At 60.9% G+C, this 22,268-nt stretch carries 18 protein-coding genes; 3 read left to right on the forward strand and 15 right to left on the reverse strand.

All coding sequences use genetic code 11. The features are described from left to right. Positions 1-3: 3 nt before the first annotated feature. From LRK53_RS16365 to LRK53_RS16435, 15 genes are all read right to left on the reverse strand, one after another. Positions 4-1,857 carry a sigma 54-interacting transcriptional regulator gene (locus LRK53_RS16365; protein WP_027493170.1) on the reverse strand — a complete coding sequence of 618 codons (1,854 nt, stop codon included), beginning with the start codon at positions 1,855-1,857 and terminating at the stop codon, positions 4-6. Between the two features lie 86 nt (positions 1,858-1,943). Then, positions 1,944-2,579, reverse strand: coding sequence for a 3-isopropylmalate dehydratase small subunit (gene leuD, locus LRK53_RS16370; protein WP_027493171.1), 636 nt, complete (start codon positions 2,577-2,579; stop codon positions 1,944-1,946). A gap of 1 nt (position 2,580) precedes the next feature. Further along, the gene (leuC, locus tag LRK53_RS16375; protein WP_027493172.1) at positions 2,581-3,993 is read right to left on the reverse strand and encodes a 3-isopropylmalate dehydratase large subunit; all 1,413 of its coding nucleotides are present in this window, start codon (positions 3,991-3,993) and stop codon (positions 2,581-2,583) included. A gap of 6 nt (positions 3,994-3,999) precedes the next feature. Next, positions 4,000-4,365, reverse strand: coding sequence for a hypothetical protein (locus LRK53_RS16380; RefSeq protein WP_185754663.1), 366 nt, complete (start codon positions 4,363-4,365; stop codon positions 4,000-4,002). Then, complete coding sequence (locus LRK53_RS16385; protein ID WP_027493173.1) at positions 4,337-4,930, reverse strand: isochorismatase family protein; 594 nt, start codon at positions 4,928-4,930, stop codon at positions 4,337-4,339. The genes LRK53_RS16380 and LRK53_RS16385 overlap by 29 nt, the downstream gene beginning before the upstream one ends. A gap of 15 nt (positions 4,931-4,945) precedes the next feature. Then, positions 4,946-6,799 carry a hydantoinase B/oxoprolinase family protein gene (locus LRK53_RS16390; RefSeq protein ID WP_027493174.1) on the reverse strand — a complete coding sequence of 618 codons (1,854 nt, stop codon included), beginning with the start codon at positions 6,797-6,799 and terminating at the stop codon, positions 4,946-4,948. After that, positions 6,796-8,871, reverse strand: a complete 2,076-nt coding sequence (locus tag LRK53_RS16395) for a hydantoinase/oxoprolinase family protein (RefSeq protein WP_027493175.1) — start codon at positions 8,869-8,871, stop codon at positions 6,796-6,798. The genes LRK53_RS16390 and LRK53_RS16395 overlap by 4 nt, the downstream gene beginning before the upstream one ends. A 50-nt stretch (positions 8,872-8,921) precedes the next feature. Next, on the reverse strand, positions 8,922-10,172 hold the full coding sequence (locus LRK53_RS16400; protein ID WP_027493176.1) for a DUF1329 domain-containing protein: 1,251 nt from the start codon (positions 10,170-10,172) through the stop codon (positions 8,922-8,924). A 14-nt stretch (positions 10,173-10,186) separates the two neighbouring features. Continuing rightward, on the reverse strand, positions 10,187-11,860 hold the full coding sequence (locus LRK53_RS16405; protein WP_027493177.1) for a DUF1302 family protein: 1,674 nt from the start codon (positions 11,858-11,860) through the stop codon (positions 10,187-10,189). 12 nt (positions 11,861-11,872) lie between these two features. Further along, on the reverse strand, positions 11,873-14,257 hold the full coding sequence (locus LRK53_RS16410) for an efflux RND transporter permease subunit (protein ID WP_235642389.1): 2,385 nt from the start codon (positions 14,255-14,257) through the stop codon (positions 11,873-11,875). After that, positions 14,254-15,237, reverse strand: coding sequence for a WD40/YVTN/BNR-like repeat-containing protein (locus LRK53_RS16415; RefSeq protein ID WP_037089981.1), 984 nt, complete (start codon positions 15,235-15,237; stop codon positions 14,254-14,256). Before LRK53_RS16415 ends, LRK53_RS16410 begins: the two co-directional genes overlap by 4 nt. Next, a complete protein-coding gene (locus LRK53_RS16420) occupies positions 15,237-16,160 on the reverse strand; it encodes a hydroxymethylglutaryl-CoA lyase (RefSeq protein ID WP_027493179.1) in 924 nt (307 codons plus the stop codon). Before LRK53_RS16420 ends, LRK53_RS16415 begins: the two co-directional genes overlap by 1 nt. A 1-nt stretch (position 16,161) precedes the next feature. Further along, positions 16,162-17,361, reverse strand: a complete 1,200-nt coding sequence (locus LRK53_RS16425) for a CaiB/BaiF CoA transferase family protein (protein ID WP_027493180.1) — start codon at positions 17,359-17,361, stop codon at positions 16,162-16,164. Positions 17,362-17,533: 172 nt separating this feature from the next. Next, the gene (locus LRK53_RS16430; protein WP_027493181.1) at positions 17,534-17,926 is read right to left on the reverse strand and encodes a nuclear transport factor 2 family protein; all 393 of its coding nucleotides are present in this window, start codon (positions 17,924-17,926) and stop codon (positions 17,534-17,536) included. A gap of 17 nt (positions 17,927-17,943) precedes the next feature. Further along, positions 17,944-18,690, reverse strand: a complete 747-nt coding sequence (locus LRK53_RS16435; protein ID WP_037089983.1) for an aspartate/glutamate racemase family protein — start codon at positions 18,688-18,690, stop codon at positions 17,944-17,946. A gap of 738 nt (positions 18,691-19,428) precedes the next feature. On the opposite strand from LRK53_RS16435, the gene LRK53_RS16440 reads away from it, so the two are divergent. The 3 genes from LRK53_RS16440 to LRK53_RS16450 all read left to right on the forward strand — a co-directional run bounded on the left by LRK53_RS16440 (position 19,429) and on the right by LRK53_RS16450 (position 22,110). Next, positions 19,429-20,076: an enoyl-CoA hydratase-related protein gene (locus LRK53_RS16440; protein ID WP_221174216.1), complete on the forward strand. Its 648-nt coding sequence runs from the start codon at positions 19,429-19,431 to the stop codon at positions 20,074-20,076. 124 nt (positions 20,077-20,200) lie between these two features. Further along, entirely contained in the window at positions 20,201-21,187 is a 987-nt protein-coding gene (dusB, locus tag LRK53_RS16445; RefSeq protein WP_027493183.1) for a tRNA dihydrouridine synthase DusB, read from the forward strand. Positions 21,188-21,276: 89 nt separating this feature from the next. Further along, positions 21,277-22,110, forward strand: a complete 834-nt coding sequence (locus LRK53_RS16450) for a methyltransferase domain-containing protein (RefSeq protein WP_027493184.1) — start codon at positions 21,277-21,279, stop codon at positions 22,108-22,110. Positions 22,111-22,268 lie beyond the last annotated feature (158 nt).

Genomic DNA, 22,268 nt, shown 5'->3' on the forward strand with positions numbered 1-22,268 from the left:
GCCTCAATTGATCTGATTTTGCTTCAGGCGCCGCCATAGCGTGGTCGGACTGATACCAAGATATTCGGCGGACTCGGATCGCTTGCCCCCGAACATCTTCAATACCCGAGTGATCTCCTCCAGTTCGACGTTCTTGAGGTGACCCTGGGCTGCACTTTCACTGCTGTTGTCAGTGTAGATTTCCGGCGCCAGACGCGGCAGGTAATCCACGATGGCCTGGCTGCTTTGGTAAAGCTGGCCTGACACGACCAGCCGCTCGATGAGGTTCTCCAACTGGCGCACATTTCCCGGCCAGTGGTAACCACGGAAAATCGGTGAGAGCCCATCCACCAGGACATCCACGTCGATGCTGACACGGTATTTTGCAACCGCGCGGCGCGCCATGTAGCCGGTCAGCATGACGATGTCCTCCGGGTGCTCGCGCAATGGCGGCATGCGGATGCGGAAGGTATTGAGCCGATAATAAAGATCTTCCCTGAAGCGGCCGGCATGCATCTCGGCTGCCAGATCGACGTTGCAGGCAACGATGAACTTGACGTCCAGGGGTATTGCCTTGCGCCCGCCGACTGGCATCACCTCCATTTCCTGCAGCACCCGCAGCAACTTCGCTTGGTGTGCCAGGCACAACGAATTGATCTCGTCCATGAAAAATGAACCGCCATTGGCCGCCTCAAGCAGCCCGGATCGGCCACCGCTCTTGGCGCCGGTAAACGCGCCGTCCAGGTAGCCAAACAACTCCGACTCGAACAAATCGACCGGGATAGCCGAACAATTCACCGTGACAAACGGGCCGCTGGCGTGGTCACTGGCAGCGTGCACCGCGCGCGCTGCCAACTCCTTGCCGGTTCCGGTCTCGCCATGCAACAGGACGATGCGGGCGCTGGCACCGTAGACGTCCAGCAGCTTCTGCACTTCGGCCATGGACTGCGACCGGAACACCAATCGCCGACTGTCACTGGGAACCTCGGCAGGCTGGCTGAGCTCGAAGCGATAGGCATATATCGGGGTACCGTCAGCAAGCTCCAGCACGTCCTTGCTGACCACGCACGGACGAGTGCCAAGCATCGTCTGCTCGGCATGCAGGCGCGGCGCGTCGAGTAGCTGCTTGTCGAGGATGCCTTCCAGGCGCTGTCGCTTGGCGAAGCGCGGAATCTGCGACAGAGCCGCGCTGTTCGAAGCCATCACGGAGCCGTCCCGTGCGGTGAAAACAGTGGGGCACGAGCTGCCATCGAGGGCTAGTCGCAACAATGATTCCTGCTGGCGCTGGTGAGCGTGTTGCCCGGCCCAGCGAATCGCCTTGTGCAGCAGGGCGCGACAGGAAGTGCGTGAATAAATCAGTACCGAGCTGATGTTCCACTGGTCTGCAAGATCGCAGGCATAACTCGAACCGATGACCACACCGTAACCCTCGTTGCGATGTCGGTGGAATATTTCCTTGATCTCTTCGGCCGTCGTGTAGGTGCAGTGCAGGACTTCGATATCATCGAACACCTTCAGCACGTCGAGGTCGTTCTCCTGGCGTTCGTAGGTCAGCAGCAGGATTCGCCGCGAAATGCGCCGCGCCGTCAGGACCGCATGGATCAGATCCGCCGAGGTGACCTTGAGGCCAACGACAGGTACCGACAGGGTGTCCTTCAAATAGAACGAGTTCGCCCCGGCACTGACGAAGACATCGACCTGCTGCGCCTCCACCAGCTCCTGTGCCGAGCGCACGGCATCACTGAACAGGCGATCGATGACTGTGATTCGCGCGACACCGCGAAACTCGTCCACCACGCTGTGGATCACTTGGGTGAACTTGGAATTGCCAATGACGCATACGCGCGGCCGGCTCAGATTGTCAGCACTGAATCCCACGAGCCACCTCCGTATCCAACATCCACAACCCGATGCAAACGCCCCCAAGCCTTCAACGCAGCCGGTTATCTGAAGCTAGCATGCCGTCAGCGAAAAACCCATGGCTCGTTCAGCTGACGTGTCACCTCGTAGGCACGAATCGCATCGGCCATCGTCAAGGTCTCGCCGATGTCATCGAGCCCATGCAGCAAGTTGTGCTGGCGCCCTGGATCAAGCTCGAACACCAGCCGGGTATCACCCAACACCAGTTCCCTGCGAGCCACATCGATGCTCGCCGTCATGCCCGGGGACGGAAGGCACTGCGCGAACAGTCGATCAATCACGGATTGTTCCAGGCGGATCGGCAAGACTCCGTTGTTGAAACAGTTATTGAAGAAGATGTCGCCGAAACTTGGCGCAAGGATCACGCGTACCCCGAAATCACGCAGCGCCCAAACCGCGTGCTCCCGACTTGAACCACAACCGAAATTGGCCTGTGTCAAGACCACCGAGGCCCCGCGATATGGCGCCTGATTGAGCACGAAATCCGGATTCTCGCGTCGGCTCCCCGGCGGCGTATCAAGCTCACCGGAGTCAAGGTAGCGCTCGTCATCGAACAGGAACACGCCAAAGCCGTGCGACTCCAGGCTCTTCAGGTACTGCTTCGGCAACAGCACGTCGGTGTCGATGTTGGCGCGATCGATCGGAACGACAACGCCCTCGTGGTGGGTCCATGCCTGCATATCAGAGCTCCCTCACGTCAGCGAGCGCGCCCGCGATCGCCGCGGCTACCGCCATGGCCGGCGACATCAGGTGCGTGCGGCCACCTCGTCCCTGGCGCCCTTCGAAATTGCGATTGGAGGTGGAGGCACAGCGTTCGCCCGGTTTGAGCCGGTCGGGGTTCATGCCAAGACACATCGAGCAGCCCGGTTCACGCCACTCAAAACCGGACGCAAGGAACACTTTATCAAGGCCCTCGCGCTCGGCCTGCAGCTTGACCATCCCTGAGCCGGGCACCACGAGTGCCCGCTTTACTCGGGCATGCACGTGATGACCCCGCGCCAGGTCTGCCGCCAGCCGAAGATCCTCGATGCGCGAGTTGGTGCAGGACCCGATGAACACCTTGTCGACTGGCGTACCGGCAATCGGCTGCCCCTCCTCCAACCCCATGTAGGTGAGAGCGCGGCGCCACCCGTCGCGTTGGGTATCGTCACGGGCGCTCTCCAACAACGGGACGCGCCCATCGATCGGGACAACCATTTCCGGCGACGTTCCCCACGTAACGCACGGCGGCACGTCACCCGCCGCGATGACGACCCGTCGGTCGTATTGCACGCCAGGGTCGCTGTGCAAGCCCGCCCAATACGCCCTTGCCCGCCCCCACATCTCGCCAACTGGCGCATATGACCGCCCACGCACGTAGGCTTCGGTCACCGCGTCGTAGCCGATCAGACCGACCCGCGCTCCGGCCTCGACGCTCATGTTGCACAGGGTCATCCGTGCCTCCATCGACGCGGCTTCAACTGCCGTCCCGCGAAACTCCATCGCGTGCCCGCTGCCGCCTCCAGTGCCGACCAGGCCGATGACATGCAAGGCCAGATCCTTGACTCCTGCACCGGGAGCAAATTGCCCGTTGACCTCGACCGCCATGTTCTTGAGCTTGCGGCAGCGCAGCGTCTGCGTGGCCAGCACGTGTTCGACCTCGCTGCTGCCCACGCCGTAACCGAGCGTGGCCAGCGCCCCGTGCGTAGTCGTGTGCGAATCGCCACAGGCAACGGTCATGCCGGGCAGCGTCAGACCCTGTTCCGGTCCCACAATGTGTACGATGCCCTGACGCGGATCATTCAGCCTGAACATGGGCACCGTGAATTCGGCGCAGTTTTTTTCGAGCGTCTCCACCTGCAGTCGCGCAAGTGGATCGGTGAACCCCGCCAGGCCCTGAACCCGACCCTCGGTCGGCACGTTGTGATCCGGCATCGCGATGGCGGAGCTACGGCGCCATGGAGCACGGCCGGCCCGGCGCAAATTGGAAAAGCCCTGTGGCGAAGTAACCTCGTGCAGCAGTTGCAGATCGATGTAAACCAGGCTCGAACCATCTGCCAGGTCGGCCACGTGATGGCTGTTCCACAGTTTGTCGTAGAGAGTCATCGGAGTCATGGTGCGTTACCTATACGGAACCCATTGATACAGCTCACGCCGGCTCGGGTCGAGCCGGCGATATCCGCAATAGCTGTCCAGGCGCCCACCCGAAAGCGGCACGATCATGCAGTTCGGAAGCTCGCAGTCGGCTGCGTCGATGGCCTGGGCCGAAAGTTGCGCACGTGCTGCCAACAATTGTCGTTCGGACGCAGCCACGCCGGAGTCGGCAACACTGGCGCGGAAGTGATTGACCCACGTCCGCACGTAGGCATGGCAGACCTCGCCGCCAGCCAGCGGTGGCGTCGCCACGACACGCGGTGGCGGAACGGCAGCGCAGGCACTCAGCACTGCTGCCGCCACGCTAAGAATCGAACAGCGCCAGACATTCATCAAGCTCCACCACGTCCGCATACTTGAGTTGCAAGTCACGCAGGTTGGCCTCGTGCGCCGCCGCGTCACGATCGCCCACCGCCTGGCGCGGGACTAGCACGCGCAAATTGTTCTGCAGCGCGTCCAATGCCGTGGCGCGCACACAACCGCTGGTAGTCAACCCGGTTACCACCACGCCATCCACGCCGGCGGCGTACAACCGCCCAGCAAGGTCGGTGCCGAAGAATCCACTGGCGCCGTGCTTGACGATCACCAGTTCGCCCGGTGCCGGTTGCACGCGGGGATCGATCTCCACCAACGGCGATCCCGCAACATGGTCATCCAGCGCAGGCAGCTTCTCACGGAATACGCTCGCCTGCGCTGGATCGTCATACATGAGCCTCGTGTAGAACACAGGGGCGCCCATTGCGCGAAAACTTTCCAACAAGCGCTGGTTGGCCTCAATGACCTCGTCGCACTCGCTGCCCAGCCGGCTGCGTACGGGGTCGGTAAAACCGATGGTGAGATCGACCAGAATCAGCGCGTAGCGCTTTGCCCGTCGCAACTCTCTCGATTCAAGTGCCATGTCTCCCCCCTCTGCTCAGGTCCACATTGGCGTAACCGGCGCCGGCAATCCGGTATCGGCCATGCAGCGCTCCTTCAACTCGGCAATCGTCCCGCCGCGATTGAACAAAGTGATCGGCGGACGCTTCCTGCCCATCTCGGCACGCAAACCGACAGTAGCCGACTCGTCGACGGCATCTGCCTCGATGACCACGCCATAGCGGCGCGCGCCGTCCACCGTGACCAAGCCCTTGCGTACATCCGCCAATACCTTGGCTGGATCGCGCTCGAGCGGATCACCCCAGCCACCGGCGCCCCAGGTATCGAAGTACAGCAAGTCGCCGGCCTTGATCTGCACGCGGTCACACTTGGACGGCAGAATCTGGCGGGTACCATCCGTGCGCACCAGCTCCTTGCGACTACGCTGGCCCGGCTCACCACCATTGACGCCCCACGGGTGGGTCAACCAACGATCGTCGTGGATGGAAACCTCGCCATCGGCCAGCAGGCGATACACGACCCGCAAGCCATTGCCGCCGCGATGCAGGCCGGCGCCTCCGGAATCGGCAATCGTCTCGTAGGTTTCCATGCGCAGCGGGAAATACGCTTCGACGAACTCGTTCGGTACGTTGGTGAAGCCCGGCCACAACGAGTGCCCATCCGGTCCGTCACCGGCAGGTCGACCTGGAATACCACCGAAACCGATCTGGAACAGCTGGAACCACTCGCCATTGGCATCGTATCCGGAATACATGAGGTGCGGCGAATCCGAGAAACCGGCCGCGTTCATGGCTTGCGGCGAACCCTGGCCAAGCAGGCCACCCATGACGTCGAACAGGCGGCCGAGCAGGTGAGTGCGACACGATACGGCCGCCGGAAAGTTCGGGCGAAGAATCGAACCCTTCGGAATCCGGACTTCGACGAGGTCGTAGAAGCCGTCGTTGAGCAGGATCGCCGGATCGAAGAGGCTGATCGTCAAGGCGCCGAAGAAGATCTTGAACATTTCCTCGTTGAGATAGAAGTTCACTGAAGACGGTGCTTGTGGATCGGTGCCTTCGAAATCGAAAATCGCCTTGTCACCCTCGCGCCAGAGCGCGCAGCGCAAGGTGTATGGGCCGTGGCCGGCGCCATCGTCACAGATGTAGTCCTCGAAGGTCTGCTGCTGCACCGGAATCACCCGCTGGATGATCTCCTTCATCGCGCGGTGGGTGCGCTCGAGCATCATCTGCTGAGCGCTGTAAAACCCGTCGTCGCCAAAACGCTCGGCCAATTCCACGCAGCGCCGACCGGCACTGCGACAGGCGGCCACCAGCGCATTGAGATCGGAGTGATTCCAGCGCGGCACGCGCACGTTGTGCAGAATCACATCGAGCATGTCGGCGTTGAGGTTGCCGGCACGGTAAAGCTTGACTGGTGGAATCCGGATACCCTCCTCCCACACGGTACGCGAGTCGGTCGGCAGGCTGCCCGGCACCTTGCCACCCACGTCGGTCATGTGGCCGAACATAGCCGCGTAATTGATCAGGCGGCCATCCTTGAAGACCGGCAGCAGTACCAACCAGTCAGGCATGTGACTGACCGCCCCATTGCACATGTACGGATCGTTGGTGAGAAATACATCTCCATCCTCGACCGTACCTTCATAGGCGTCCAGCAGACCCGCGATAAACGAGCCAAACTGACCCACCAGCATTTTGCCGTCGGCCCCGGCAATGATCGGAAACGCATCGCCCTGTTCACGGATGCCGGGGCTCATCGCGGTGCGAAACAGTACGGTATCCATCTCGCTGCGCGCGTTGGCAAGGGCGTTCTCGATGATGTCCACGGTAACCGCGTCCACTTCAACGCGGCGCAAGGGTTCGGAATGACTTTGAATGATACGTGCGCTCACGACACTTTCTCCTGATCTCCGTTGGGGCGAATCAACAGATTGCCGACGTTGTCGACGCTGGCGTGGTAACCCGGAAAGATCACCGTCGTTGAATCGATTTCCACGACAATGGCGGGGCCGGCGATGCGCTGGGCAATGCGCAGCAAGCCACGGTCGTAGACCGTGGCGGTGTACTCCACTCCCGCGTGATAGATCACCTGTTCACCGACGACGGCCGCCTTCAGATCACCGCGGTCCGGTTCCAGCTTCTTGCCGGCAATGGTCGACTGTGATGCGCGTGCGATCGCGCGCAGATTGACAAGTTCGTGCGCATCGCTGAGTGCGAACGTGAACTGACGCTCATGCTCGGCATCGAAAGCTGCAGTCAGGGTACCCAGACCTTGCTCGCGCAACAGCGCCGGATCGACTTCCAGGGTCAGCAGCAGGGCTTGCCCCTGGTAACGCACGTCGGCCTGCCAGTTCAACTGCTGCTGGCCCACGGGAACATTCTGTTCCTCAAGCGAGCTCCGGACGTTCTCGCTGAGGCCATCGATAATCTCGATGACTTCATCCACGCTCATGTCACTCAGGCGGCGAATGACCGATCGCGATGCCTCGTCCTTGATACGCGTTGTCGCATCACCATACGCACACAGCACGCCAGGGCCCGGCGGCACGATGACCGGCCACGAGTTCATCAGGATGCCCAGCGCATTGCCATGCAATGGCCCCGCACCACCGAAGACGCACAGCGCGAATTCGCGCGGGTCGTAGCCCTGCTCGATGCTGATCAGCCTGAGCGCACCGTACATGTGCTCGTTGGCGATACGCACGATACCCTCGGCCGCCTCGTGCAGGGAGATACCCATCGCATCGGCGATCTTTTGCACGGCGGCCTCGGCAAGGTCGCGCCGCAGGGCAAAGTCACCGCCCAGTCGCTGAACCTCCGGTAGGTAGCCAAGTACGATGTTTGCGTCGGTGACCGTGGCCTCTGTACCCCCCATGTTGTAGGCCGCTGGACCCGGCGATGCGCCGGCACTTTCAGGGCCAACCCGCAACGCACCCGTCAGCTCCGGTACCGACACAATCGATCCGCCTCCAGCACCGATGCTGCGCACGTCAACCGATGGTGCGCGCACCGAAATATCCCCGACGCGGGTTTCCCGGCGCAGCTTGGCATGGTTTTCGTCGATCAACGCGACGTCGGTGGATGTCCCGCCGACGTCACAGGTCAACACCCGCGAGTAGCCTGCTCGCGAGCAAAACCAGACTGCACCCGAGACGCCGCCGGCGGGGCCCGACAACAACATGTTGACAGGTGCTTGCGTGGCTGACTGGGAGGTCGCCAGGCCGCCGTCCGAACGCAGAATGGACAGCCTGACATCCGGCCGCAAGCGCACTTTCAACTCGTTCTGAAGGCGCTCCACATACTTCGCCATCTGCGGGCGTACGTAACTGTTGACGACCGTCGTCTCGGTGCGCTCGTACTCCTGCATCTCTGGCACGACCTCGGACGACAGCGAGACCGGCACCCCGGGCATCACCTCGGCTGCAATGCGACCGATGCGTTGCTCGTTTTCGCCATTCACGTAGGCATTGATCAGACTGATGGTCAGTGCCTCGACGCCAGCCTTGCGCAGTCCCTCGAGGCCAACACGAATGCCGTCCTCGTCGAGGCTTTTTACCACCTTGCCCTGGGCGTCGACGCGCTCGTCGGCTTCAATCGTCAGCTCCAGCGGAGCCAGCAGCTCGCCCTTATTGAAGATGACCCAGCCGCCCAGTCCACCAGGCACGAATGACCTGGCAATGTGCAATACCTGCTTGTAGCCACGGGTGGTGACGAGCCCGACTCGGGCACCACGTCGAGTGAGAATCGCATTCGTCGCCACCGTGGTCCCGTGCATCACCGAGCGGACCCGTGAGGGGTCGACACCGGAAGCCTTGCAGATCTTCTCGATGCCATCGAGTACCCCGATCGACGAGTCATCCGGCGTCGAGGGCACCTTGGCGGTGTAACTATCACCCGTGTTCTCCTCTACCAGCAACAAGTCGGTAAAGGTCCCGCCAACGTCAACACCCAGTCGATAAGTCATAACTACCCCATTTACGTGTTTCGGGTTTCATTGAGAAAAACAGGCAGCGCTTACCGCGCAACTTTTTCCAGCTGCTGCAAGTTCACGTCGTCAGCGTGAATTCCCTGCGTATTCAATCGCGCGTCGTCACCAAGAATGAAGATGGTTGCGTGCCTTCTCTGGTAATCGATCGTGAAACCGGTGGCGGAAATCATGCCTACGTCACCATCGCCGGTGGGAATGGTCTTCAGGCCGTAGTACATCCATTTCCAGAAATCGCCCTTCCGGTCATACGCCTCCGCCATGTAGAAACGCGGAAACTGCGTATCCATGTAAAGCACCTTCTTGCTGTATGGATGTCCAGGTGGCGTGATCGCCTCGATGACCCACACTTCGCGCGGCTCCCAACTATCCTTCGGGTTCCAATGTGGTGCATCGGCCAAATCAACCACTGGGAATTCCGCATTGCCCGACGCCTTGGAATCCCACGTCACGGCCGTCGAGTGAGGCGTCGCCAGGATCCAGCGCTTGCCGAGCAGGCGATAGCTGGCGTACCACGTCGGGTGGGCGTTGAAAATCTCGATATCGTCGTTGAGTTGATCACTACCACCGATCGGATCCATCCACGTACCGCCAGACAAGCGCCGGGTGCGCCGCACCGACTTCAGGTATGCCCATGAATCCTCGAGCTTGGGCGAGTCGTAACGCTGCACGAACAGGCCGAGGCCACGAATATCGTTGGGATAGGTGGCATACATCAGGGTCTTGGAAAGGATGCTGCCATCTCCTTCGACGACCGTATCGGTACCAAGCCGACCCTTCATGTAGTAGCGAAGGAAGCGCCAGACCTGACGACGCTCGAGCCCACTTTTCTCGCTGATGAGTAGGTACGCGTAGCGCGGATAGTCCTGGATATTCTTGATCGGCTGAGCGTAATACCCGTTCCAGATCAGCTTGTCCGCAGCATGCGGATCATCTGCGGTCACATCCGGGAATGGCATGCCAGCGACCCAACCTTCGACCAGCCGCGTATCCGGGTTGTACTTGGCTTTGCCAGCGTTGGCCTTGGTCGCCGCCATGTAGTCCTTGCCCAGCACGACGGGCTTCGATGCGGCAAGCGTGATCACCAGCCCCTCGTTGCGGATCAACGTCTGCATCCGATCCGTGAGGAGATCGGAAACCTTGTGCCCCTCGAAGGTGTCGGTCTGCCGTGCGTCGAGGTTTGACGCCTGTATCGTGTCGCCGGGTTTCAGGTTGGCTGCAATTGCGGTGCCGGCGATTCCCGCAATAAGAAGGATGACTGCCGAAACGATGATTTTCATGAGTCTGTTCTCCTTTAGAACTGGTAGGTTGTCCGGACAGCCAATTGATTGTTACCGGCGAAATAACCGAACAGGTTGGTGTCATTGAACCCCGTCAGTGCTCTGTTCTGGGAACGGCGGTTGAAGAAAATGTCCGCCTCGGCCTTGACGCGCCAGTGGTTGCCGAATGCAAATTCCACGCTGGGGATGACGAACCCGCCGCCATAGGTAAGATCACTGCCGAGCGCCAGGGTCGGGTTGATCCGGTCATTGCTGTAATTCATGGCGAGAATTCCGGTAATCAACGCCGAATTGCGCTTGGTACGCCCACTGAACCCGGCCAGATTCACGATCTCATCGGCGCGGTCGAACTTGGTTATCGTCGTGTTGAACAACTGGACCGACAGGAAGGACGGACGGCTGGTCTTGAGGAACGAGGTGAGGTCCACCTGCTTGTCCAGCCGGACCATCGTCTTGATGACGGGCCGATCGACAATGCCGCAGAAGCCCGGGAAGAATGCACAACCACCCGCCTCGCCGGCCAGCACGCCAACGTTGTAGGTCGCGTGCGGGATGTAGGACGCCTCGGCGGAAAACACGGCATCAATGCCCACCAGATAACGGTTGACCGAGCCCCCGAATACGGTGATGTACGGGAAGATCAACTCGCCCACCGTCGAGCCTGGATCGGACATGTACCGACCCTTCCAGGCACCCAGGAAGGTTCGACCCGTCACGGAGTCCCGTACGCCCAGTGGACTGTTCGGGTTCGGGTTGATGACCGGGACTTGAGAAGGGCCACGGAAAGCAGCCAGCGAGTAGCCCCATTCACCGGCGGTGGCGGTCCAGCGCATGCCGAAGGAATCATCACGCTGCCGCGCGCCAGGGTGCGAGAAGTTATACGGCACGTCCGCACCGAACGGTGCCGACGCAAACGTGATGCCACGATTCGGCGTGTTCGCCCAACGGCCACCCTCGACGTCGTAATTGTTCCCTCGCGTGTAGCCGGGATTGGTCCGCCCCGGGATGTAGATCAGCTGCATGCTGCCGTCCCATGCATCGACGCGCTGGTTGAAGTTCAGCATCCACAAGGGCTTGCGCAGCTCTTCGTTTTCGGCCTCCAGGAACGAACGCCAGCGGAAGTCGTAGCCGTGAATAACGTCCATCGACTGGAAGAAATCCGTTTCGCCCCAGACGACCTGCTGCTTCCCGAGCTTCAGTGTGCTGCCGCTGGCAACCTCCACTTGCCACCAGAGCTCGCGAACATCGAGCTCGTTGTAGACGTCATCCATCAACCGCACGCTGGATCTCGAGCGATGGCTGAAAAGGTCGGTTGCGGCGTATTCATCGGCAGTCCGCTGCAGATCCCTCAGGTATTTCGTTTCGTACTCGCGAACACCGCGAACCGTAAGGTTCACCTGTGATTTGCCAAAGTCGCGGAACAGGTTCAGTCGGGCCGAGCCGCGCGCCATCGACACGTCGTTCTTGTAATCGCCGCGTGGCTTGCCGTTCGTGGCCGGGTTCGACAGATATGGGTCCTGAAGATTCATGGAAATGTGTGCGCGTACGTAGCCGCCCACTTCCCAGCCGTCAAAAAGGCCTTGGTCGGCAAGGGCAACATCTGATGAGAACATTCCATACAAGGCAATACCACATACGGCAGAGAGCCTGCAGATGCTCGGCATGAGAAGGCGTGGTTCTGTTTTCATGATCATCTCCCCCTAATAGGTGTCAGTCAGGATCGGCTCGATGGAAGACGCCAGTCTCGCTTTCTTGAAAATGAAATCCGGCTTGAAAACCAAAGCGAGGGACGGCATGACGTACAGCGCGGTAAAGGCCGACGTCATCAGCCAGATACCAATCAGAATTCCCATTTCCGCCTGGAAACGCAGCGACGACCAGGCCCACAACAACACGCCGGCAGCCAGCACCAGCGCAGTCAAAGCCACCCCACGACCAGCCGAACCCAGCGTCTGCCGAACTGCTTCTTCGGGCGTCGCCTGCGGGTTGTTTTCGAGGTGTTCCTTGATTCCGTCGACGATGTAAAAGGCGTAATCGACGCCCAGCCCGATGCCGAGCGCAACGACCGGCAGGGTGCTGATGCTCATGCCAATGCCATGCCATGCCATGAAGGCAAAGGTCACCACATTGGAGATCAGCACGGGGACGATGAAGAACACGCCACTGACCGAGGTTCGGTACGCCACCAGGCAACACAGGACAACCACCAGAAACGCCAGGGCGATGGCTTTCACCTGATCACGCAACACGATTTCATTGACCGCCGCGATGTTTCCGAGCACCCCGCCGGCGAGGCGCGCCGTCGCATGTGCAAGTGGATTTTCGTCGATGAACGTACCTGCGTTGTGAATTGCCTGGCGCAGTGTTTCTCCCCTGCGATCGTGGAAGAACATGGTGACGGCGCCGTTCTGGAACTGCACGTCGGTAAACTGGTTCAGGTCACCCGGGCTGGATCCCTGCATGTAGAAGTTGATCAGCTCCCCGTTCTCCAGCGCGTCGGCCCCAAGCTCCCGGTATCGGGGATTGCCCTCATGCAGGTTTCTGCGGATATCCACGACAATATCCGCCAGCGAGATGCTTCCGCCGATTTCCGGTTGGCGTTCCATGTACCGCGAGAATCTGAGCATCCAGTCCAGCACTTCCGGACTCTTGAGTGCGTCAGGGGCATCTCCTTCCACGGCGACGAACATCTGCTCGGAGCCCGGATACTTGCTGTTGATCAGGGCGCTGGCCTGGTTGAAGGCGGAGTCTTGCCGCAAGATCGGCGAGCCCGCACTTGCGTCACCCACGGTCAGCCGCGTGGCTTCGAAGAAGAAGACCGCCAGCAGAAGCGCGGTAAGCGGTGCCACGAAGTAGCGTGCCCGGGTCGTCACCACCCACGTGGCGGAATGCGTGAAGATGGCCAGGATCCCTTCCAGCCGGACCGAGTGGACGTATCGATCGGGGCGCTTGATCCACGACAGCAGAACCGGGGTCAGCACCACGGCGGAAACCGTAATCGTCATGACCCAGATCGAGCCGACGATGGCCACTTTGTGCATCAGCGGTATTGGCGTGATGATGACGCAGAGGACCGCGCCCGCATCCGCCCACAACCCGAGCATGCCGGGGCGAAACAATTCGCGCATCGATTCCTGTGCGGCTGCTCGCGGCTCGACGCCGCGGCCCACCGTGAGATCATCAAATCGCGTGATCAGCTGGACCGAATGTGAAAATGCGCGCGCCGTGATGATGAAGGCGACGACAATCACCAGTGGATCGAAGTTGTAACCGAGCAGTGAGCCGATGCCGAGCGCCCAGGTGGCGGAAACCAGCCCCGCGATCAAGGGCAGCAGCGTGCCTCGCCATGTCCGGGTGATCATGAAGAGCAACACCAGCATCGCGACCAGCGAGAGCAGCGCGATCGAGACGGTTTCACCAAGATAGTGCGCGACCCAGCCGTAGAGGATGGGTTCTCCGACGACATGCAAACTGACCTGATCCTTGATCGGGGACGAATCCAGGATCTTCTGCACCTGCGGAAAGATCTTCTTGTAGTCCACCAGGTGGTCGTAAAAGTCCACCTGTATCAGTGCCGAGCCAAGATCCCGGTCGACATACAAGCCATACACCATGGGGCTGTCCAGCACCGCTTGCCGCAAGGTGTCGATTTCCGCCTGGTTTTTCGGCAAATTCGGCCACATCAGCGTTCGCGTCTCGATGCCTTCACTCGACGCCTCGATACGCTTCAGCTTGCTCGATGCCAGGGATGTGATCTGGGACTGGTTGACACCGGTCACAGTCTGCATCTCGTCGGTGATGCGCTTGATTTCGCCGAGCACCGGCAGGGTGAAGATGTTTCCGTCCACGGCGCGTACCAGCACCGTGACGCGATTGGCAGCCGCGAACGTGTCCTGGTACTTCTCGTATATTTTCACGTACGGGTGATTCTGCGGAATCATGTCACCGAAGCGCGATTGAATGTCCAGCCTGGTCAGGCTTGCGGCGAAGAACGTGGTAATCAGCGCAATGACAATGCATACCTTGACGCGATGTCGAATCGCGTAAGTTGAAATGATTACAGCGAGGTCGATTGGGTTCTTCATTGCTGCCCCTCGGCCGGCCATGCACGATATTCATTCAGGCTGACTAGTTGACCTATTTCGTGCCCGACCAATACGGATTTCTGCCGCGCGGGAAGCACGCGCATGTAATACCTCCTGCTCAAGTTGTCGGCGTGCACGCGTTGCCACTTCAGCGCGTCACGGTAGGCACTGAACACCGTCCCTTGTTCACCAACCGCGATCCAGCCGTCCTGCTTGGCGACAACGTCATAGAAATGGTCCGTGGTCAGCTCGGGCAGGAGCGTCCAGTCATGCCCCGCGTTGCCGCTGCGGTAGATATGCCCCCGGTTGCCGACGATCACCCCGACGTCGCCCGCAAAGGCGATGGACTGCAAGCTCTCGCCGTCGAGCTCGATCAGCTCCCAGGTGGCACCCTCGTCGTCACTGCGCAGCAGTCTTCCCGCCTCGGCGGTGATCCACAGCGAATGGCCCGGGCCGGAGCGAATGCGATTGAGCACGATGTCTTCCGGCGCGCGCATTCGTGTCCATGACTTGCCGTCTGCGGAGCCGCGAAACACCGCGCCCATCTCGCCGACCACCCAGAAATTCCCGTCCAGGAAAGCGGCATCGATAAGTTTGCGGGCGACATTGCCGAGCGGTAGTTCCTGCGTCGTCCACTCTTCGCCGTTTTCGCGGACCCAGAGGCGCCCGTCATTGCCCACCACCACCAGGGTGCCGGCGTCGCTGGCTGCTATCGCCTGCAGGTTTTCGCGAGGCTCAAGCAGAGTGCGCTGCCAGCTTCCGGTTTTCTGGTCCATGGTCAACAACGCCCCGTCCTGACCAACAAACCAGTAGTGCTGTCCATCATCGACACCGCCTAGAAACTGGTCACGCTGTTCGATCAGAGGTTGCGCCATGGACGTGGTCTTGACGTCGATCTGCACGAAGACCGCTGCGTAACCAAGCGCCGCAATCAGGAGCCAAGGCGAGAGCCGGGCAAGCACACTCCAAAGTCGTGCCATCACGCCAGCCTCCCGGCTTTCTGGGTCGCCTGGCGTTTCAGCCAGTTGTATGCGTGTCCGCCCAGCGGGGAACCCAGCAATTCGCTGCAATGGTCAACCACCGCGACCAGGGCCAGCGGATCGATGCCTGTGCGCAGGCCCATCGATTCGATCATCAACACAACATCTTCGGTGGCCACGTTGCCGCTCGCTCCCGGAGAGAAGGGGCATCCGCCCAGACCACCGATCGAGCTGTCGAAAGCGCGTATGCCCTCGTCAAGCGCGGCAAGTACGTTCGCCAGTGCCATGCCTCGTGTGTCGTGAAAGTGGCAGGCAATCCGCTCCGCGCCGTAACTCGCCACCAGGCGGGAAATCAGCAGATGGACCTGGGCCGGGTTGGCCGCACCTATGGTGTCGGCGACGATCAGCTTGTCAGCGCCGGCTTCGATCATCTTTGCGGCAAGACGCTCTACCCGGGCGACGGGAGTCTCACCCTCAAACGGACATTCGTACGCGACGGCCAGATAGGCCCAACCTTGGATGTCATCCTCTCTGGCGCGGCGCATCAACTCTGCGCAGATCACCGTCGTCTGTTCGAGACTCAGGTTGATGTTGCGCCGGTTCATGGTTTCGGTAGCAGACAGGACCACCGACAACGTACGCGCGCCCGCCACGCTCGCCAGTTCATAGCCACGCGCATTCGGGATCAGCGCCGAGTAACGGACCAGGTCCGGGCGTGGCAACTGTGCGAACACCGCCACCGTGTTGGCCATTTGCGGAACGGCCTTGGGCGAGACGAAACTGCCTGCTTCGACGCTGCGCAAGCCGGCGTCGACCAATGCCTGAATCATGGTGATGCGCTCGGCGACGTCGAGCACGCGTGCCTGGTTCTGCAACCCATCCCGGGGGCCAACCTCATTGATGACCACGTCGACGGTGCTCATCTCAGGCCACCACTTTGCGGTCGCGCAGCGCTGCGACCTTGTTGCGCGCATACCCAAGGACATCGACAAGCACCGATTCCGTATGCTCACCCAGGAGTGGTGGCGCGCCGAAGTCATCCGCCGCGTCGAGGGACAACTTGATCGGATTGCCCGGTGCCTCGACCGTTTCGCCGCTCGGCTGCGGGATGCTGACCACCATGTTCCGGTGCAGGACCTGCGGATCGGACAAGGCTTCGCTGAACTGATTGACCGGTGCACAAGGGATGCGCGCCGCACTGAGCTTCTCTACCCAATACGCTGTGCTCTGAGTACCAATCGCCTCGTCCAATTTCTGGTCGATGAACGCCTTGTCAGCCAGCCTCCCGGGTTGCGTCTTGTACTTCTCGGCGCGAAATTCGTCTATGTCAAGCAGATCAACGAGACTTGCCCAAAAACTGTCGTAAATCACGGCGACGATGACGAATCCGTCAGCCGTCCGGTAAGTGTTGTAAGGGACATGAACGAAATGTCCGTTGCCCAGTGGCTCGGGGTTTTCGCCGCTCATCAAGTGCATGGTTGCCATGTAATTCAACATGCTTATCTGGCAATCCAGCATGCTGATGTCTACATGCTGGCCCCGCCCATGCGATGCGCGCGCCTGGAGTGCGGCGAGTATTCCCATCACCGCGAACATGCCTCCACCCAAATCGCCAATCGGTATTCCCGAGCGCATCGGCCGGTCGGGACTTTCACCCGTGATCGACATGCCGCCGCCAATACCCTGCACGACCTGGTCAAATGCCGGGCGCTTGTAATTTGGACCGTCTTGACCGAACCCCGAAATAGAGCAGGTAATGATTCGCTGGTTTATCTTGGCGAGGTGAGAATGGTCAATACGCAGTCTGGCAGTAACACCGGCACTGAAGTTGTCGATAACAACATCCGCAGCACGTACCAGGTCGTAGAAAACCTGCAGGCCTTCCTCCTGCTTCAAATCAATGCAGACGCTTCTCTTTCCACGATTCAAGGTAATGAAATAAGCACCCATGCCGTGGCGTGAATATTTCGCATTGTTGGCCAGCAAGGCGCGGGTGCCTTCGCCGCCAAGTGGCTCCACCTTGATCGAATCAGCACCAAGATCCGCCAGAATCATTCCGGCGTACGGACCCGAAAGCATATGCGTCAGATCCAATATGCGTATTTTTTCCAGTGCCTTGCTCATGGCGGTTCGGCTTTCCTTTCAATTGGTACCGAGGCCCGACCGAAATCGGTACGGGGTGCAAGTAGAACCTCCGCGCCTGTCAGCACAGGAACGCGTTACTTGAGGGTGCAGTATCCCGACCTTCCCCTGCCCGTCGGCAGGGGAAGGCGCGACTCACTCATGCTTGTTCAGATCAGGGTAGGACGCTGACGCCGTTCATGAACACGTAGTAGCGGAAGAACTTTCCGTTCCTGACGTAAAAGAAATTGCAATTCTTCATCGGCGGATCGAAAGTTCCGTCAGGCTTCTCCAGCGTGACATTGAAGCGCGTCGCCACGGTCTGGTTTTCGGGATCGGCGGTGACTTCGAAATCACCGTGCCAAGTCCTTTTGTAGGTGGTGAACAGCGTCTCGAACATGTTGCGCACGCCCTCGATGCCGTCGTGATCGTGATTGGCGGTCTGGACGGTCACCACGATGTCATCGTGCATGCACGCGAGCACGGCATCCATGTTCTTTTTGTCCACGTTTCCGAAATAGCTGGTGACGGCAAGGTCGATCAATTGCTGACGGGTGAGCTTGGACATTCAATTTCTCCAGTGGGTCAATTGGCGAAGCCGTGATACACAGCGTCATTTGGCGCCTGGGGCGCCGGGTAGGCCTTGCGGCTATGCCTTAGGCCCAGAGTCAAGAACATTTCGCACAACTTCCAGGCGACCTGGCCGGGATTGATCACCGGCACCGGCAGGCGTTCCGAAAGGTAGGTGTGGGACTGATGCATCGTGGTGGAACCCAGGACGATGACGTCTGCGCCGTCCTCCTTGATGGCCTTGCGCGCCGCGTCCTCCAACTTCTGGAAAACGACTTCCTCCTTGCCGGCAAGTAACTCTTCGAGATCCGGACGGGTGTTGATCGACCGCAGCGACGCCACCCGGGGCCACAGGTGATACGCGGTCAAGGTTTTTTCGTAGAGCGCAAACCACTCGTCCCACATCGTCAGCACAGTGAATTTCTTGCCCAACATGCATGCGACATGGAAAGCCGCGGCACCCGGCGCGATCACGGGTATATCCAGGCGCGAACGCAATGCATCCAGGCCGGAATCACTGACGGTATCGATACACACCGCCGCGTAGCCTTCCTCCTGCGCACGCAGGCCTGCCTCGACAACGGAAAAATCCATCAGCAGGGAGTCGTAGGCACTATCGCCAAGCGCAGCACCCTTGGCGACCGACACGAATTCGGGCTCGAAACCGGGCAGTACCAGACGCGGCGGCAACTGCGAGGCCCGCGCGGCGACTCCTTCGGCACCCATGGGGATCGGGACAATGATCTTGATTCGTTGAACCATTGTTTGACTTCTCCGCTTGTGCACCGCAAGCTATGCTGCAGCGCAGTAAAATGATCCGGAAGCTCAAAAATGCCGGCGGCGTCATGAGATTGCAGCAAGTTCAATGCCAAGTCGGCATTTTCGTTCCTAATCAAATACTTGCTTGATTATCCGGCGAACTGCAAAAACACGTCGACATTTCAAAATGAAATGTCTTGAGTTCAAAATGGAACACTTGGCTCACTGTCTTCCGGCGCCAAAATGGGATGTTATTCACATATCCCCGGTGGTTTTATGGCCGGTCAGGGAGTCAGATCAGGCCAGCCAGGGATGACGCGTCGATTACCCACGAAAGCTCGCGGAAATATCGGCGTTGCATGTAATGCAGCGCCCGCCAAGCCATGTTTCCGCGAATGCCTTGCGCAAGGCCGAGTCGTCATACGGCGTGATTGGTTCGGATGCAGGCCACGACGCGTTTCGAAGGTCTGCACGCCGTGACCTTCAACTCGATCCGGGGGGATAGCGCAGCGATTGCCCGTTCGAGAGGCTGCGCAGTGGAGACGATGCGCGCGTCACCTGATTCTTGGGGCCCACCATCCACCCGGCCACGTACCGGAGAAGGACCCGGAGGGTTCCTGCGCAACAAGAACGACAGGCTGTGGCCAGGGCACGGCTCGCAATCGCTCGGGTGTGCTTGACAGCGCCCGACAGGGCGGCAGCTGCCTTGCGGCCACCCATTACCTGGCCTGGAGCACGGTCATGGCTGACTCAAGCGAAATCCTCAGCGACGTCGAAGCACGCGTCATGACTCCGAGCTTCAATCGCGTGGCACGCAAAAATTCGATAACGTCCACGATGTATACCCGACTTGCGGAAGCGCTGGAGCAGGCCGTGGATGACGCTTCCGTGCACGTCGTTCTGATCCTGGGCGATGCCTCGATCTTCACTGCAGGCAACGACATCGCCGACTTCATCGAGCAGATCGAGGCGTCGATCAAGCCACCACAAATAGCGCCACCGCTGATGCGGTTTTTGCGACTGCTGGCCGCCTTCCCCAAACCGCTGGTCGCCGCGGTTTGCGGTCCGGCGGTCGGGATCGGTACCACGCTGCTATTCCACAGCGATCTGGTCTGTGCTGGTGACAACACGAAGTTCGCCACGCCGTTCGTCATCTGGGCCTGGTGCCCGAGTTGGCATCAAGCCTGTTCGCGCCGCAGATACTGGGCTATCACCGGGCGGCTGAAGCTTGCGCTGGCGCAGGCGCGCAAGCTTGCGGACAAGCCGTCGTCTGCGTTGGTCGAGACCAAGCGACTCATGAAGCTGGCGCGACAAAGTGCCGTGCAGCAGCGCCTAGAGGGTAGAGAGCACCAGCTTTGGACGGATGATGCGCGGCCAGGCGGCGCGTGAAGCATTCACCGCTTGCATGGAAAAACGTAAACCTGATTTTTCCGGACTCTGAACAAGCCGCGTGGCGACGCACCCACCGGCTCCGGCACGCCGCACGTCACTGCGCTGCGGTTACACTGCGCGGATGCAGATCGGCGCCTACCGCATCGACCCGCCGCTGGTGCTCGCCCCAATGGCGGGCGTCACCGACAAGCCGTTCCGCCTGCTGTGCAAGCGGCTGGGCGCGGGGCTGGCCGTGTCGGAGATGACCAACGCCGACCCGAAGCTGTGGCACACGCGCAAGTCGCTCATGCGGATGGACCACGCCGGCGAACCCGAGCCGGTCAGCGTGCAGATCGCCGGCTACGACCCGGCGATGCTGGCCGAGGCGGCGCGCTTCAACGTCGCCAACGGCGCGCAGCTGATCGACATCAACATGGGCTGCCCGGCGAAGAAGGTGTGCAACGTGTGGTCGGGCTCGGCTTTGCTGCAGGACGAGCCGCTGGTGGCGCGCATCGTGAAGGCGGTGGTGGATGCGGTGGACGTGCCGGTGACGCTGAAGATCCGCACCGGCTGGGATCGGCAGAACCGCAACGCGCTGGCCATCGCGCACATCGCCGAGGACGCCGGTATCGCCGCACTGGCTGTGCACGGGCGCACCCGCGCCGACAGGTACGAAGGCGAGGCCGAGTACGCCACCATCGCCGCGGTGAAGGCGGCCGTGCGCATGCCGGTGCTGGCCAACGGCGACATGTGCACGCCACAGCAGGCGAAGCAGGTGCTCGACGCCACCGGCGCCGACGCGGTGATGATCGGCCGCGGCGCGCAGGGGCGGCCGTGGATCTTCCGCGAGATCGCCCACTACCTAGCCACCGGCGAACTGCTGCCCGAACCCGAGCCGGCCGAGGTCGCCGCGATACTGCTCGGCCATCTCGAACAGCTCTACGCGTTCTATGGCGAGCCGGCCGGCGTGCGCATCGCGCGCAAGCACCTGGGCTGGTATGCGAAGGACCGCGCCGAGAACGCCGCCTTCCGCCAGGTGGTCAACCGCGCCGAGAACGCCACCGAGCAGTTGCGCCTGACCCGCGACTACTTCGCCGCGCTGCAGGACGAGGCGCGTCTGGCGGCCTGAACGCGGTCGCCGCAGAATCGTCGACCGCGCCCTGCGGCCATGGCGGAGGAGTACCGTAGCCGGCAGCAGCGACTCCTTGAACATCGACGATGAACAGCAGCACGACCGCAGGTGAATTCCCCTATATCCACGGCTTTTCCGCGGAGGAGCAGTCGCGGCTGGTGCGGCAGGCGCACATGTTCGAAACCAGCCTGTTCAGCCACATCGACTACAGCGACGCGACGCGCCTGCTGGAAGTCGGTTGCGGGGTTGGCGCCCAGACCGAGATCCTGTTGCGACGGTTTCCGCAATTGCACGTCACCGGCATCGACCGCTCCGCCGCCCAACTTGCCGCCGCCAGCCACAACCTGGGCCAAACCCCCTGGTGCGCGACGCGCTATACCCTGCAGCAGGCCGACGCCACCGACCTTCCCTTCGCCGAACGCAGTTTCGATGCGGCCTACCTGTGCTGGGTGCTCGAGCACATGCCCAGCCCGGCGCGCGTACTCAGCGAGGTACGCCGCGTGCTCAGCCCCAGCGCCACCGTCTACGTCACCGAGGTGCTCAACTCCTCCTTTTTCCTCGACCCCTATTCGCCGAACCTGCTGCGCTACTGGATGGCCTTCAACGATTACCAGTACGACAGCGGCGGCGACCCGTTCATCGGCGCCAAGCTGGGCAACCTGCTGCTGGCCGGCGGCTACCGCGACGTGCAGACGGAGGTGAAGAGCATCCATCTGGACAACCGCCAGCCCGCGCGCCGCAAGCACATGATCGAATTTTGGGAAGAACTGCTGTTGTCGGCGGCCGAACAACTGGTGCTGGCCGGAAAGGTCGAGGCCGCCACGGTCGCCGGCATGCGCACGGAGCTGCAGGCGGTCCGCAACGATCCTGATGCGGTGTTCTTCTTCGCGTTCGTGCAGGCGCGCGCCAGCCCCTACTGAGTCATGCGCGGGCCGCCCCGCCGCGCCGCAGCAGGCCGTAAAGCCGTCCAAACGACTGAACATGGGCCTAACCCAACAGCCACCAGAATCGCCGCAAGCTGCAAAACCGGGGGCGGCGATGTATCATGCCCGACTTCTTTTATCTTTCTATCCGCACG

The organism is Rhodanobacter thiooxydans, from assembly GCF_021545845.1.
In the GTDB taxonomy this organism is placed as follows: Bacteria; Pseudomonadota; Gammaproteobacteria; order Xanthomonadales; family Rhodanobacteraceae; genus Rhodanobacter.

Bases quoted from the DNA above. Each gene is read 5' to 3' on its own strand.
- leuD (WP_027493171.1), bottom strand. From the start codon at position 2,579: ATGCAGGCATGGACCCACCACGAGGGCGTTGTCGTTCCGATCGATCGC.
- leuC (WP_027493172.1), bottom strand. From the start codon at position 3,993: ATGACTCCGATGACTCTCTACGACAAACTGTGGAACAGCCATCACGTG.
- LRK53_RS16380 (WP_185754663.1), bottom strand. From the start codon at position 4,365: ATGAATGTCTGGCGCTGTTCGATTCTTAGCGTGGCGGCAGCAGTGCTG.
- LRK53_RS16385 (WP_027493173.1), bottom strand. From the start codon at position 4,930: ATGGCACTTGAATCGAGAGAGTTGCGACGGGCAAAGCGCTACGCGCTG.
- LRK53_RS16395 (WP_027493175.1), bottom strand. From the start codon at position 8,871: ATGACTTATCGACTGGGTGTTGACGTTGGCGGGACCTTTACCGACTTG.
- LRK53_RS16400 (WP_027493176.1), bottom strand. From the start codon at position 10,172: ATGAAAATCATCGTTTCGGCAGTCATCCTTCTTATTGCGGGAATCGCC.
- LRK53_RS16405 (WP_027493177.1), bottom strand. From the start codon at position 11,860: ATGAAAACAGAACCACGCCTTCTCATGCCGAGCATCTGCAGGCTCTCT.
- LRK53_RS16410 (WP_235642389.1), bottom strand. From the start codon at position 14,257: ATGAAGAACCCAATCGACCTCGCTGTAATCATTTCAACTTACGCGATT.
- LRK53_RS16415 (WP_037089981.1), bottom strand. From the start codon at position 15,237: ATGGCACGACTTTGGAGTGTGCTTGCCCGGCTCTCGCCTTGGCTCCTG.
- LRK53_RS16420 (WP_027493179.1), bottom strand. From the start codon at position 16,160: ATGAGCACCGTCGACGTGGTCATCAATGAGGTTGGCCCCCGGGATGGG.
- LRK53_RS16425 (WP_027493180.1), bottom strand. From the start codon at position 17,361: ATGAGCAAGGCACTGGAAAAAATACGCATATTGGATCTGACGCATATG.
- LRK53_RS16430 (WP_027493181.1), bottom strand. From the start codon at position 17,926: ATGTCCAAGCTCACCCGTCAGCAATTGATCGACCTTGCCGTCACCAGC.
- LRK53_RS16435 (WP_037089983.1), bottom strand. From the start codon at position 18,690: ATGGTTCAACGAATCAAGATCATTGTCCCGATCCCCATGGGTGCCGAA.
- LRK53_RS16440 (WP_221174216.1), top strand. From the start codon at position 19,429: ATGGCTGACTCAAGCGAAATCCTCAGCGACGTCGAAGCACGCGTCATG.
- dusB (WP_027493183.1), top strand. From the start codon at position 20,201: ATGCAGATCGGCGCCTACCGCATCGACCCGCCGCTGGTGCTCGCCCCA.
- LRK53_RS16450 (WP_027493184.1), top strand. From the start codon at position 21,277: ATGAACAGCAGCACGACCGCAGGTGAATTCCCCTATATCCACGGCTTT.